Source organism: Sporofaciens sp. JLR.KK001 (assembly GCF_036941055.1).
Taxonomy (GTDB): domain Bacteria; phylum Bacillota; class Clostridia; order Lachnospirales; family Lachnospiraceae; genus Sporofaciens.
Genome location: NZ_JAYMNO010000001.1, coordinates 1,847,236 through 1,860,215, shown reverse-complemented (window position 1 = coordinate 1,860,215; position 12,980 = coordinate 1,847,236). Strand labels below are relative to the sequence as shown.

20 protein-coding genes and 1 pseudogene are annotated in these 12,980 nt (G+C 41.0%); 14 read left to right on the top strand and 7 right to left on the bottom strand.

The features are described 5' to 3' along the window. The first annotated feature begins 153 nt into the window (after positions 1-153). Positions 154-444 carry a hypothetical protein gene (locus VSQ62_RS09820; protein ID WP_334634632.1) on the top strand — a complete coding sequence of 97 codons (291 nt, stop codon included), beginning with the start codon at positions 154-156 and terminating at the stop codon, positions 442-444. Between the two features lie 26 nt (positions 445-470). Here the strand turns inward: VSQ62_RS09820 and VSQ62_RS09815 are convergent, their stop codons facing one another. Together VSQ62_RS09815 and VSQ62_RS09810 are read right to left on the bottom strand one after the other, a co-directional pair. Beyond that, positions 471-701: a Thoeris anti-defense Tad2 family protein gene (locus tag VSQ62_RS09815; protein ID WP_334634631.1), complete on the bottom strand. Its 231-nt coding sequence runs from the start codon at positions 699-701 to the stop codon at positions 471-473. A gap of 143 nt (positions 702-844) precedes the next feature. Beyond that, entirely contained in the window at positions 845-1,024 is a 180-nt protein-coding gene (locus VSQ62_RS09810) for a hypothetical protein (RefSeq protein ID WP_334634630.1), read from the bottom strand. 142 nt (positions 1,025-1,166) lie between these two features. Between VSQ62_RS09810 and VSQ62_RS09805 the strand changes: the two genes are divergently transcribed. After that, a complete protein-coding gene (locus VSQ62_RS09805; protein WP_334634629.1) occupies positions 1,167-1,418 on the top strand; it encodes a hypothetical protein in 252 nt (83 codons plus the stop codon). On the opposite strand, the gene VSQ62_RS09800 is transcribed toward VSQ62_RS09805, so the two are convergent. Beyond that, complete coding sequence (locus tag VSQ62_RS09800; RefSeq protein WP_334634628.1) at positions 1,412-1,762, bottom strand: hypothetical protein; 351 nt, start codon at positions 1,760-1,762, stop codon at positions 1,412-1,414. The two genes, VSQ62_RS09805 and VSQ62_RS09800, sit on opposite strands and share 7 nt — an antisense overlap. A gap of 517 nt (positions 1,763-2,279) precedes the next feature. Between VSQ62_RS09800 and VSQ62_RS09795 the strand changes: the two genes are divergently transcribed. Beyond that, positions 2,280-2,594 carry a hypothetical protein gene (locus VSQ62_RS09795; protein ID WP_334634627.1) on the top strand — a complete coding sequence of 105 codons (315 nt, stop codon included), beginning with the start codon at positions 2,280-2,282 and terminating at the stop codon, positions 2,592-2,594. Here VSQ62_RS09795 and VSQ62_RS09790 read toward each other — a convergent pair. Together VSQ62_RS09790 and VSQ62_RS09785 are read right to left on the bottom strand one after the other, a co-directional pair. Next, positions 2,583-2,705 (bottom strand): hypothetical protein, encoded by a 123-nt coding sequence (locus VSQ62_RS09790; RefSeq protein WP_334634626.1) that lies wholly within the window; start codon positions 2,703-2,705, stop codon positions 2,583-2,585. The genes VSQ62_RS09795 and VSQ62_RS09790 overlap by 12 nt on opposite strands. Then, entirely contained in the window at positions 2,706-2,936 is a 231-nt protein-coding gene (locus VSQ62_RS09785) for a helix-turn-helix domain-containing protein (protein ID WP_334634625.1), read from the bottom strand. Positions 2,937-3,102: 166 nt separating this feature from the next. On the opposite strand from VSQ62_RS09785, the gene VSQ62_RS09780 reads away from it, so the two are divergent. From VSQ62_RS09780 to VSQ62_RS09750, 7 genes and pseudogenes are all read left to right on the top strand, one after another. After that, a complete protein-coding gene (locus VSQ62_RS09780) occupies positions 3,103-3,600 on the top strand; it encodes a helix-turn-helix domain-containing protein (RefSeq protein ID WP_334634624.1) in 498 nt (165 codons plus the stop codon). A gap of 53 nt (positions 3,601-3,653) precedes the next feature. Continuing rightward, positions 3,654-4,115 carry an ImmA/IrrE family metallo-endopeptidase gene (locus tag VSQ62_RS09775; RefSeq protein WP_334634623.1) on the top strand — a complete coding sequence of 154 codons (462 nt, stop codon included), beginning with the start codon at positions 3,654-3,656 and terminating at the stop codon, positions 4,113-4,115. A gap of 74 nt (positions 4,116-4,189) precedes the next feature. Next, positions 4,190-4,405 carry a hypothetical protein gene (locus VSQ62_RS09770; protein WP_334634621.1) on the top strand — a complete coding sequence of 72 codons (216 nt, stop codon included), beginning with the start codon at positions 4,190-4,192 and terminating at the stop codon, positions 4,403-4,405. A 1-nt stretch (position 4,406) separates the two neighbouring features. Continuing rightward, complete coding sequence (locus VSQ62_RS09765; protein ID WP_334634620.1) at positions 4,407-4,676, top strand: type II toxin-antitoxin system RelE/ParE family toxin; 270 nt, start codon at positions 4,407-4,409, stop codon at positions 4,674-4,676. Positions 4,677-5,187: 511 nt separating this feature from the next. Next, complete coding sequence (locus tag VSQ62_RS09760; protein WP_334634619.1) at positions 5,188-5,730, top strand: Uma2 family endonuclease; 543 nt, start codon at positions 5,188-5,190, stop codon at positions 5,728-5,730. Positions 5,731-5,902: 172 nt separating this feature from the next. Continuing rightward, positions 5,903-7,324, top strand: coding sequence for a recombinase family protein (locus VSQ62_RS09755; RefSeq protein ID WP_334634617.1), 1,422 nt, complete (start codon positions 5,903-5,905; stop codon positions 7,322-7,324). Between the two features lie 39 nt (positions 7,325-7,363). Then, a pseudogene (locus VSQ62_RS09750) lies at positions 7,364-7,891 on the top strand (manganese catalase family protein); the annotation flags it as partial. Positions 7,892-7,950: 59 nt separating this feature from the next. Here the strand turns inward: VSQ62_RS09750 and VSQ62_RS09745 are convergent. Both VSQ62_RS09745 and VSQ62_RS09740 read right to left on the bottom strand, forming a co-directional pair. Next, positions 7,951-9,270 (bottom strand): MATE family efflux transporter, encoded by a 1,320-nt coding sequence (locus tag VSQ62_RS09745; protein ID WP_334634615.1) that lies wholly within the window; start codon positions 9,268-9,270, stop codon positions 7,951-7,953. Further along, positions 9,230-10,162 carry a GNAT family N-acetyltransferase gene (locus VSQ62_RS09740; protein WP_334634614.1) on the bottom strand — a complete coding sequence of 311 codons (933 nt, stop codon included), beginning with the start codon at positions 10,160-10,162 and terminating at the stop codon, positions 9,230-9,232. Before VSQ62_RS09740 ends, VSQ62_RS09745 begins: the two co-directional genes overlap by 41 nt. A 128-nt stretch (positions 10,163-10,290) precedes the next feature. On the opposite strand from VSQ62_RS09740, the gene VSQ62_RS09735 reads away from it, so the two are divergent. The 4 genes from VSQ62_RS09735 to VSQ62_RS09720 all read left to right on the top strand — a co-directional run bounded on the left by VSQ62_RS09735 (position 10,291) and on the right by VSQ62_RS09720 (position 12,976). Further along, the gene (locus VSQ62_RS09735) at positions 10,291-11,196 is read left to right on the top strand and encodes a helix-turn-helix domain-containing protein (protein ID WP_334634613.1); all 906 of its coding nucleotides are present in this window, start codon (positions 10,291-10,293) and stop codon (positions 11,194-11,196) included. Positions 11,197-11,235: 39 nt separating this feature from the next. Next, positions 11,236-11,529 carry a DUF3795 domain-containing protein gene (locus VSQ62_RS09730; protein WP_334634612.1) on the top strand — a complete coding sequence of 98 codons (294 nt, stop codon included), beginning with the start codon at positions 11,236-11,238 and terminating at the stop codon, positions 11,527-11,529. A 164-nt stretch (positions 11,530-11,693) separates the two neighbouring features. Continuing rightward, entirely contained in the window at positions 11,694-12,188 is a 495-nt protein-coding gene (locus VSQ62_RS09725) for an RNA polymerase sigma factor (protein WP_334634611.1), read from the top strand. Beyond that, positions 12,185-12,976, top strand: a complete 792-nt coding sequence (locus VSQ62_RS09720; RefSeq protein ID WP_334634609.1) for a zf-HC2 domain-containing protein — start codon at positions 12,185-12,187, stop codon at positions 12,974-12,976. The genes VSQ62_RS09725 and VSQ62_RS09720 overlap by 4 nt, the downstream gene beginning before the upstream one ends. Positions 12,977-12,980 lie beyond the last annotated feature (4 nt).

Below are 12,980 nucleotides of genomic sequence, written 5' to 3'. Positions count from 1 at the left end.
CTAATCACCTCCCCTCATTCCAAACAATGCATTCGCATCAACATCCAAAGCTACCGTTATCTTCTGTAAACATATTGCCATTTTCCCACATCCCTTCTATAATTTAGGTACAGGCTCCCGCCAGAGTCGAGTACATAAGAAAGGAGACATGAAATGACACTTACCAAAGATGCTAAAACAGTGTTATATAAGCTGTATAAAGAATATTCTGACAGGCGCAAACATGGCTTTACCAAATCTGATTCAAAGAACTTCATCAATGTGGAAGAAATTCAAAAGATTTTTTTTCCAGACCTTCTGTTAGAAGATGTTGAAGATTCTCTTCGTGAACTTGGCCGGAATAATTTTCTTAACAATCTTTATGCTGATGACACTGTTTACACTTGCAGATTATCCGACTTTGCCATAGCAACTATGGAGAACCTTCCTACAAGAAACCTTTAATTCTATTACCGATTTCATTGCGAAGTTCATTCCTTAGCAACTTCCCAATCATCGGCAAGCAAATCATCGGCTGTAGGGTTCCAGGCTCTACAGCTTTTCTTCTGAACTCCTTTTTCCATCACTACTAATATGCATGCATCGTATGTGTTGGTCGGATTGACTGCCCCGTGTCTTGCCTTGTTGGCTTGCATTGTAGAAGTCCTATAAATTAATCCTCCATCTTCTACAGCTTTTTTCGTTGCCTCTTGAATGTTCACTTCCTACACCACCTCCTTCTCTTCTTTTTGATGGCGAAACCCTCAATCCTACTGTAACCAAAAAAGATTTACTCCATCTGTCAAGAGCAACAGCAATTGCTCTTGGTGAATTCAAAGATGTAATTGTCAAAAATGTAAAGTAATTATTCTAAGGCATCTTTCTCACGAGATGCCTCGCTTGCTTTGATATCCATTGCTTTGTATCTCAAATTATGAGCTTCTTCTTCTAACTCTCTTGCAAGTTTCATAATCTTATCTGCCTTGGCCAATACCCCTTCCGTGTCAAATTCCGCTTCTAAAAAGAATCTTGCTTCTTTCCCCACTCTCAATCACCTCCCCTCATTCCAAACAATGCATTCGCATCAACATCCAAAGCTACCGTTATCTTCTGTAAACATATTGCCATTTTCTTACGAATCTCCTATAATCTTCTTATCAACCGCCGCGCTTTTTATGGAGGGTATCATGAAAGAACCGAAACTTTATTATACCGGTCATGACAAACATGACATTAGAGATCCATATCCTAGTTTTTATTACTCTATGCTAAAATTTATCAAATCACTTCCAGATACTTGGTATTTTAAACGTTGCGATGTTGTTGAATATGATGGCTCCCTCTTTGTTCTTACTTTACACGATGGCAAACACAATGAATTAATCGTTTCCGTTACAAAAACTGACTCTGGATATGATTTTACAATTGGTAATCAATAAACCTTGTATCCTGCGCGACGGTTGATATAATCATGCAGTTCATTCATGGATAATGTTTGTATCTCCCGCATTATCCCCGTCATGAAATCAAATAATTTATATTTGCCTGGTTCTACCTCTACAAAAACCATTTCATGTTCAATCTCGGCTTTTCTTATTCTTATAAGTTCAGCTTGGATATTCTTTAAATTTCCTTCTATATATGCAAGTTGCTTTTCTAGATATGTATTTATGCAACATTCGGGCTTTTTAACCTTATCTTTCTCGTCTTTTAAATACTCGCATCTTACCATCATGGTCTCAATGGCTTTCCCAATTTTCTGGTTTCTATTTTTCCTATTCACCTCTCACACCACCTCCTTGCTGCCAATGCAATTACAAGAGTTGCCACCAGTGCAATCACAATGCCTGCAAGAATAAATATTACCCACATCGCTCTCACCTCTTCCCCAACTATTCTATATTGTCCTAATTCACAATATCTGGTATAATTTTCCTTATCAAATGATGAAAGGAATTTACTAAGATGTTAAAAAAATTATTAAAAAAAGATATGACTATAGGTATTACTGCAGGAATTATCTCAACCCTCCTGGTCATGTGGTTTATACAACCAATAACTAATTGGTTCTTTCCCAAAATGATAAATATTTTAACTTTTTTAAATGCATCGTTTTCAGATTTCATATACCGTGAAATCCCATACGCTACCACTACGCGTTCAAATGAATCAGCCATACTTTTTTCCTTTACTACAGCATATATCTTTCTTTTACTACTCTTTTTTTAACCTATTCTCTTGCCAAAGTATATAAAATCCTCTCAATTGACACAGATACATCCTCATCAAAAGATGAGATTGTGTTTACAGAGAAAAAAAATCCAATAATCTCTTTTATAAAGCTGCATAATGAAATATTTTTTCAAATAAGTTATGCCCTGTTCGCTTTTCTTATTATTTTTTGCGTATTTATAACTTGTAAAGACCTATATATAAAAGAGAAAGCTTCTGATTTAACAATAAATATGGAAATCATTTCACCTCTACTTTCTTATCAGGACTATAAACAATTACGGGCTAATTTTTATTCCATTGATAGCAAAAAAGATTATGATGATTTTACAAATCACCTTGAAGCAATTGCCAATGAAAACAACATAACTTTAAGAAAGTAAATTTATCAACCAATGTCCCAACTCCCAGCCAATAATTGCTCCAACACAGTGTTTCAATGCTTTTATTGTTTCACTGTGTTTTTCTTTGAAAATCCTCCACCCCTTTTCCACTCACACCACCTCCTTCTCTTCCGCAAAGTTCCTTGGCTTATCCATTTCAAGCAAATAGTCAATACTGACATTGAACATGTTTGCCATTTCAATAAGTGCTGTACTGGGTATGGGACTTATCCCATTCAACCAGTTATAGTACGTTTTATTTGAAATGCCTATTTTATTTGCAAGCTCCTCTTTTGTCAGTCTATTCCTTGCACGTTCTGCTTCTATTGCACTATAAATCACACTTTTCACCTCCAATTACTCGTTTTGAGAATTTACATTTGCATTATATTCTCTTTTCGCGTATTTGTCAATACTCATTCTGCAAATTACTTCTCATTTTGTGTAATTCTTGATTGACATTCTGAAAAATATGTTATAGTATGGGTTCATAAAGGAGGTGATTAGATTGATAGGAATAAAACTCAAAGAAATCCGAGAATCAACTGGTATGAATAAAAAAGAATTTGCACAATATCTCGGATTAAAATATACAACATATAATGGTTATGAAACAGAAGCACGTGAACCGTCATCCGACTTTTTAATTTTAATTTCTGAAAAATTTGATGTATCAATAGATTATTTACTCGGATTAAAATGCGAAAGCGAAATTCTTCACTCATATAAATTACGATCCGGTGAATATGGTCACATAAAAAAATACCGAGATCTTGATGATTTTGGAAGAGAAACAGTAGACATAGCTTTAGAACGAGAGACAGAACGCGTTACTTCTCTGAAAAACCGTGATAAACGTATAGAAGAACTGGAAACCTCCCAAGCCACCATCATAGACATCCAGCCACATCTTGAAGTAAACGCCGCTCACCTGCGTACCGATATCGAGGTAACTGAGGAAATGATAAAACACGATGATGACATCATGGATGATGATGACTTCTAGCGTCCCAATTATTGGACATCCAAAGTGATATACTTATCATGGAGGTGTTACTTATGAATAGATACGAAGCACTTTTAGATGAAGTTTACAGTAAAGGATTATATGTAAAGGAAAAGCCCTTGCAATCAAGTGACGGTAGGATTAAGGGAAACCGGATCGCAATCCGTGAAGATCTTGAAACCACCGCCGCAAAAGCCTGTGTCCTAGCCGAGGAATTTGGACATTATGAGACTACCGTAGGTGATATTATAAACATTTCTGACTCCTGGCACCAAAAACAAGAACATCAAGCAAGACTTTGGGCATACAATAAACAAATTGGATTGCATGGCCTGATCCAAGCTTATGAACACGGTTGCTATACCCGGCATGAAATTGCAGAATATTTAGATGTTACGGAGGAATTTCTTCAAAATGCTGTAGATTGCTACCGAGATAAATACGGTACCATGCATGAAATAGATAATTATGTTATCTGCTTCACACCAAACTTAACGATAACAAAAGTAAAATAACCGTTGCTTTTTTGAATATAATACTATTTGGAACATATACGATATGTTTAAGAATTAGAAAGGGGAAATATAAGATGACATATAAAGAAAAAGCTGTACAATTACTAGATCAGATACCAGAAAGCAAAATGTTTTACATTATTGGCATTCTGGAAGGCGCCGCAATTCCAGATGAAACTCCAAATGCAGAAACCCTGGCCGCATTTGCAGAGGTTGACGAAATGAAAAGAACCGGATCTGGGCAAAAGTTCCAGAATCTTGATGATTTGTGGGCTAGTCTGGAGGATTGATATGCTGAACATTATACATTCTGGACAATTTAAAAAGGACTATAAGAAGTGTATGAAAAGAGGGCTGAACATGGAACTGTTGAAAGAAGTTGTCGCAATATTATCCATCCCTAAACCCTTACCGCCTAAAAACCGTGATCATCCTTTAACTGGCAATTATAAAGGGCGCAAGGAGTGTCATATTACCCCTGATTGGTTATTAATCTATGAAATTGACGGTAATGACTTATATCTGGATAGAACAGGTACCCACTCAGATTTATTTGTTTAAATTAAAACTGCTGGTGATTTGTATATTACTATTTCTGAAAACAAACATAAAAATGACTATGAGGAATTAAAAAATGATTACGAAAAACTTGTTGAAGAATACAATTCCTGCAAAAAAGAATTATTGCTTAGTGTTCCAGACAGCACTACTCAAGACATAACTATAGAAGATCAAAGCCTTACCTCGGAGGATTCGCAGTAAACAGCATAAACACCACTATAATACTTAAAATGATACAGACAATATCCTTTATATAGTATTTATTTGCAATAATAATGTTTTTTACTGGAATATAGGCAAAAATCTTCCTTGAAAACAGAAAGACTAAACATATTAAAACTGTATACATACTAATTACACTAATAATATTCCTTAACATAGTTCTTACCTCCTTGTTATCATTATATGTTTATTTACTGTATACAACAATAGACAAATTGTTAATTTTTCACAATAAACACCTAATATTTTTTATAAATTATATACTTATACAACGAAAGGACGTAATCACATGCCAATGCCGCAAGAACACATTTATACATCAGAAGACTACTGGAACCTTCCGGAAGGACAGCGTGCAGAACTGATCGACGGGAAGCTGTATGCCATGACACCGCCTAGCTTTATCCATCAAAAACTTATCCAACAATTGGGACGCATCATCGGTAATCATATCTTCACCAAAAAAGGAGAGTGTGAAGTCATTCCTGCGCCATTTGCAGTTAACTTGAATGCCGACGATAAAATATGGGTAGAACCCGATATTTCTATAATTTGTGATAAAAGTAAAATATCTGATCGGGGATGTAAGGGGGCACCAGATTGGATCGTTGAAATCGTCTCTCCAAGCAGTACCCGGATGGATTATTCTGTTAAATTATTCAAATATCGTACTGCAGGCGTCCGGGAATACTGGATCATTAACCCAATAAAAAAAGCCGTTCAAACTTATGTTTTTGAAGGTGAAGAAGATGCGAATATGTATTTCTTCGGTGATGAGATTCCCGTTTATATATTTGACGGACTGATTATTAAGATTTCTGATTTACTATAATAAAAACCGCCCCTGTGCCAACAGGGACGGTCCTAGTCATATATCCGAAGATATACAGCTTCTAACAAAAATTATTGTATCATCTTCGGGCAGCCATTGCAAGAGAACAAAAGTTCTCAGGCTGTTATTTTTGTACCCATTTTTACATACATTTATCAAAGGAGATGATACCATGCAGCAACGTTATGCATACGGTTATGTCCGTGTCAGTACCCACGATCAGGAAGAAGTATCCCCTGAATCCCAAAAAAAGTTACTCCGGGAATATGCCAAGAAAAATGACATTATCATTTTAAAGATATTTTATGAACTCGGCGTATCCGGCCGTAAAGCTGATAAACGTCCGGAATTTCAAAAGATGATAAGCATGTGCAAAGCCGATGAACATCCTGTTGATCTGATACTTGTCTGGAAATACAGCCGGTTCGCCAGGAATCAGGAAGAATCTATTGTTTATAAGTCTCTTCTGAAAAAGCAACATAATGTAGATGTAGTAAGTATATCGGAGCCCCTGGTTGAGGGACCCTTCGGCAGCCTGATCGAACGGATCATAGAGTGGATGGATGAATATTACTCTATCCGGCTTTCCGGCGAAGTCTTACGTGGAATGAAAGAACGAGCCCGACAACAAGGTTATCAGATGGTGCCTCCACTTGGCTATCAAGCAGTAGGAAACGGCAAGCCCTTCATTATCAACGAAAAAGAATATGAGATCGTAGCTTTCATGACCGAACAATTTGATACATATGATATTGATTATACTGCCATTGCCCGCAAACTCAATGATATGGGATATCTATCACGCCGCGGCCATCCGTTTGAAGCAAGAACAGTCGAACGCGTTCTTACAAATCCTTTCTACTATGGTCTGGTAGTATGGGATGATATCAGCTTTATGGGAACCCATGAAGTCCGCATCACAAAAGAATGCTATGAAAAAAGAATGCAGAAAATCCAGCAGAGATACCGCCCTGCCAAAAGACGAAATATATCTACTTGCAAGCACTGGTTGTCCGGTTTACTGAAATGCGGGTACTGCGGCGCCACACTTGCTTATAACGGCGCAAATATCAGATCTCCTGGTTTCCAATGTTATCGGTATTCAAAAGGAATACACTCAGAATCTTGCTGCATAAGTGAAAAGAAGATTATTGATGCTATATATGAATACTTTGAAGATCTATTAAATGGAATGAATTTTGAATATAGATACCGTCCTCCTCAATCTTCTGAAAAGAAAGAAAAACAGCTTTCTCTCACAAAAGAGTTAGAAAAACTCAAAACAAGAGAACAAAGAATCCGTCTTGCCTATGAAAATGGCATAGACACATTGGAAGAATACGGAGAAAACAAAGCCCGACTGAAAAGAGCACGTGAAGAATTAGAAGCAAACATGGCAGATCTAAAGTCCCAGTCTTCCACAGACATTCCTACCAAACAAGATGTATTATCAAAAGTAAAAACTGTCTATGATGTGATCCGTGATCCAGACATTGACTTCCCTACAAAGGGAACCTTCATGCGAAATTTGGTCGAGGATATCATATATGATAAAGAACATGGCAAGATAACATTCCACTTATACATCTCCTAATCCAGTATTTACAAGGATTAGGAGATTAATAGGTTATTACAATTCGGTGGACCCGACGGTGAGCTGGCCGCCTCCATGCGGTATCTGTCCCAGCGCTATACCATGCCTTATAAGGAAGTGACCGGCATCCTGACGGATATAGGTACAGAAGAACTTGCTCATATGGAAATGATCTGCGCTATTGTCTACCAGCTTACCAAAAATCTGACACCAGAACAGTTAGTTGAATCCGGTTTTGACAAATATTATGTAGATCACACACTGGCCCTCTGGCCCCAGGCAGCAAGCGGCGCTCCTTGGACCGCAACATATTTCCAATCCAAAGGCGACCCGATTACAGATATTCATGAAGATATGGCAGCAGAGCAGAAAGCCAGAACCACTTACGACAATATCCTGCGCCTTGTCAAAGACCCGGAAGTCTGCGAACCGATCCGTTTCTTAAGAGAACGAGAGATCGTGCACTACCAGCGTTTCGGTGAAGGCCTAAGAATCGTTCAGGATCATTTGGACAGCAAGAACTTCTATGCGATCAACCCGGAATTCGATATCCGTTCCCGCAGTTAATCTGACAATCACCAAGGGATGCAGCATGATTGGGTGCCGCATCCCTTGTATGCTGCATATCAGATACAATATGTGAAGCGTACTGTCACCGCAAGCGTAAGCATTTCTGCAGCCGGAACTGCAAGCCACACACCGGTCACTCCCAGAATCCGGGGCAAGACTAACAGGAAGAATACAATAAGACCAAATGTCCGCAGGAATGATATGGCTGCAGATGCTCTCCCATTCGATAACGCCGTAAATAAAGCTGATGAAAAAATATTGAACCCAGAGAACAAGAAACTGAATGAAAAAATGCTAAATCCACTCTTTGTAAGCGCAAAGACATTCCTGTTATTCTCTGCAAATATCTTTGCAATGTTTTCCCCGCCAAGCAGAGAAAACAGAAATACGAATATGGAAATCCCTGCTATAAACCGAAAACAAATACGGACAGTCTTCTTTAGCTGTTCTGCATTCCCGCTCCCGTAGTTATAGCTTATGACCGGGGCTGTTCCCATAGAAAAACCAATATAAAGCGTTGTCAAAAGAAACTGCGAATATATGATAACCGTGATTGCAGCTACGCCGTCCTCGCCTGACAGCTCCATCATCGTTATATTGAATAAGAACGTAGTTACGGCAGCCGAACACTGGCTTACCATTTCCGACACACCATTGGAACAGCTTTTCAGCAAGACATATGCGTCCATTCCAGGCCTGCAAAAGTACAGCCCGCTTCTTCTCGTCAGAAAGAATATGGTACCGATAATTGTGGGTATCAGATATCCGATCCCCGTTCCAATAGCAGCTCCCCTGATTCCCATCCGAAGCAGAACGATAAAAATATAGTCAAAAACAATGTTGGCAATTCCCGCCAGAACTGCAAGCGTCAGACCTAATGTTGGTTTCCCTGCCGTCACAAAAAGATTTTGATATAAGACCTGCATCATGTTAAATGTAGCAAAATAAAGCTGTATGGCCAGATAATCTCTGCAATATGGGAACAATACTTCACTTGCCCCCAACCCCCGGATGATTTCATCTAAGAAGAGAAGTCCTGCCGCTGTGATCAGCAGGCCCATAACCGCTCCTGCCGCAACAATCAATGTGAAATTACTCCTTGCTTCCTTCTCATCTCCATTCCCCATTTTCTTCGCAACGACCGCACTGCCGCCTATCGCAAGCATCGTCCCAAGACCAACGATCAGATTGATGACTGGACAGACGATATTGATGGATGACAACGCATACGTGTCTACAAACCGTGCCACGAAAACCGTGTCTACAATGGTGTACAACCCCATAAACAGCATCATGATCATGCTTGGGAACGCAAACCTGAGAAGAGATATGGCGTTAAAATTCGCCGCTAATGGATTTTTCCGTGTTTCGGTCATTTCCTGCGTCCTCCTTATTTATGCTGCGGTCTCCTGCTCCCTCCGGAAGAAATACGAAACGCTGCGCCGGATATCCATATTCTACAAGCAGTTCCCGCTCCGCAAACCCAAGCCGGCGGTATTCTTCCCGCCAGCCCGTATCTGCCCTGTCGCCAGCCCGGTATGTCGTCAACGTTATCTCTCTTCCGCAAAGCAGTTCGTCTGCCAGCTTATCAAGAAACAACTTCGTAATACCGCAATGCCGATACTGGGGATGGACTGCCAGGAAGTCTATGTTGCCTGTATCGGGTGAAAATCCCATTACACCGACCGCCGCATTCCGATTGGGCTTCGCCGAAACGGCCCTCTCCCGCAAGATCAAAGCTTTCTTGTCGGCAATATATTGATACAGGTTTGCAACATAATCATCCTTATTCAGACATGGATAGCCATCAATCGCAAGGCTTACCAGTTCCATCCAGTCATCCGCGTCCGCTGGCGTCGCAAATTCTATATCGTCTTTTGTCAAATGCATTTTTGCAGGTTCCTCCTGCAGATGAATTTCAAGCTGCAGCGGATAGAAATTCCCCATTTCCCTGAATTTGGCAGGGGAAATCTTATACATCGCTTTGAAAATCTCTGCAAACGCCTGCTGGCTGCCATACCCGCTCATCAGCGCAATCTCGATAATCGGTTTCTCAGAACATACAAGAAGCTTTGCCGCTTCTGTAAGCTGCCGCCTTTTCGCATAGCCATGGATCGTCATGCCGACTGCCTTCATAAAGACCCGATGCAGATGATATTTGGAATAGTGCAGTGCTGACGCCGCCATATCCAAATCTATCTTTTCATGCAGATGCTCTTCGATATAACGGATCGCCTGTGAAACAATGTGTACTGTCTGATCTTGCATTTTGCTCCCTCCTTGGGATATTATAGCACAAGATCTTTTCTGCCTTTTCATGATTCTTGCTATATTTTTAATTTGACTTATCAATCCTCATGATGATAAGATATCAGTAACGGCAAGGAGGTGCAGCCATGGCAAGAACTGTTGGAATCGGATGCAAATCTATGACTGGCAGGAATATTTCTTATATACCATTGACGGCAACCCCATTCAGACGCAGCGATCAACACAGAGAGGCAGGCATCGTCAATCCGGAATTGACAAAATATATCCGGTGCTTCTGGGGCAGCAAAAAGCCTTATCGGGAAATCCGGGAATCCATCGATACAAGCGTGATCATCCCTGATACCTGCGTGGATATCATCTATCAGATCGACCATACGGAATCTACGGTCACCGGGAATTTTTGCGGAATTAACGACGCAAGCTTCCTCTACCGCGAACAGGCCCGAACCGGACACCTGGTGTCCGTGTTTGCGATACGCTTTTATGCTTGGGGTGCCTATCCCTTTGCGGAAGCTTCCCTGACAGATACATTGAATGAATATTGTGACGTTCCTTCCAGGTTCCGCCGGTTGGATGAGATCTTACGGCCGCAATTACTGGAAAAACAATCTCTAAAGGAACGGATCGCCATAGCGGAGAAGATCTTCCTTGATCAGCTATCTGCGATCCGGCAAAACGATTCCATTGATAACGCCGTAAAGCAGATCCTCCTGCACAAAGGAGCCTTAAGCGCGAAGACACTGGCACGGGAAAGCTTCATCAGCAGCAGGCAGCAGGAACGGCTTTTTCGCGAATATATCGGCATTACGCCTAAGAAACTCTGTAACCTCGTACGTTATCAATGTCTGTGGAGTGAAATCATAAGTAATCCAAACTTCCGTATCCTGGATGCAGTCTGTAAGTATGGATATACCGATCAGTCACATCTGATGCGGGAATTTAAGCGGTATCATACTATGAACATAAAAGAAGCAAAATCATTTGCTTACAAAGATGTCGCAAATATACAATACATTCAACGTGAATCATAATAAGATGTCTCTATCACTGAACGAAAGAAGGGATAAATAATGAAGGAAAACACGAATCTGAGCGTGTGCGGAATCGATTGCAGCGCTTGTTATTGCTATGGAGAGATGTGTTCGGGCTGCAATGACTTAAGCGGGAAAGTTTTCCACGTGCCGGAAGGCAAAGCATGTGCTATCTATGATTGTACCGTCAATCAGAAGCAATTCAAAAACTGCGGAGAATGCAGCAAAGCACCCTGTGAGATCTGGATGAAGACCAGAGACCCCAAATACTCGGACGAAGAATTTGCCGAGAATGTCAAGACGCGTATCCAGGCATTGAGAGGGAATGAATAATTATACGTAACAGGACAGCTCGCCTGAACTGTTACAATTATACTGTTAGGAATAAGGGCACGGTGATGATTTTTAGGATCACTGCGTCCTTATTTTTTTAAGAATATTGTAACGAAATGTTATTTTCTCGGATATATAGATATAAACTTCTGATCCAAAAGGAGGTGAGTGCCCTGAAAGAGATTGAAAAAGCCTACACCCAGCATGCGAAGGATGTGTACCGGTATCTGCTGAGCCTTACTCACGATGAGAATCTGGCGGAAGAGCTGACGCAGGAGACCTTCTTCCGGGCCATGCGGACCATTGACCGCTACGACGGAAGCTGCAAGCTGTCCGTATGGCTCTGCCAGATTGCCAAGCATCTCTGGTATCAATGGCTTAGTAAGCGCTCCCGGCAAAAAGAGGTGGAGCTTACAGACCAGGTCCCCTGTCAGGAGTCTTTGGAACAATCTGCTCTGTTCCACATGGAGAAGACGGAGCTATACCAGGCGATCCATAAGCTTCCCGATCCCATGCGGGAGCTCGTGTACCTGCGCCTGACCGGTGAATTCTCCTTTGCGGAGATCGGCAGTCTTCTTGGAAAAAACGAGAACTGGGCACGCACCACCTTCTACCGGGCCAAACAAAAAATCATGAAAGAAATGGAGGGATCAATATGAAATGCTGCATTGCGACAGACCTGCTGCCAGGATATATCGACGGCCTGACAAGCCCGGAGACAAACGAAGAGATTGAAAAGCATCTGGAAAGCTGCGATGCCTGCAACACCATTTACCGGCAGATGACGGCAGTGATTCCCAGCGAAATTTCGGAGAAGGAGCATGAGGTCGATTTCCTGAAAAAGCTAAAAGGACGCATGCACCGCAAATTCGCAGCCGTCTCCCTCGCTACCTGTGCCGTACTGATCGGAACTACTGTTTTTCTGCAGAAGTATACGATCCCGGTTCCCTATGATCCGGATTGTATGACTATGGAACGATACGAAATTGCATACGTTCCTAACAGCTTCGGTCTCAGAGAATGGCAATACAAATCTGATGCGGCAGAATCAGAAAACAGCGGGGAGGATACGTCCATGGAGAAGATCCGGTTTGTCCTGAATCTCCCTATCGAAAAACAAAAGGCCCTGAAAATCAACAATTTCACATCCAGGAGCCGGACCATCCAAAGAGACGGCAAGACCGTAAGGATCGTCTATTATTGTTACACGAGAACACTATGGAACAGCCTGTTCCCTGATGACAGCCAAGCTTTGAACTCTCTAATCAATGAAGGCGATATATACGAAGAATCCTTCGGCAGGAACGCCAATGAGGATTATCAGCCGATTCCAAGAGAGATCTATTACCTGCCGATGAGGAATCTGGATAAGCTGAACCGGCTTTCCGATGAAGAATTTGACGCTCAAAAAGAAGCCGCCAGGCTTGTATGGAGCGGAGTGATCTAACATG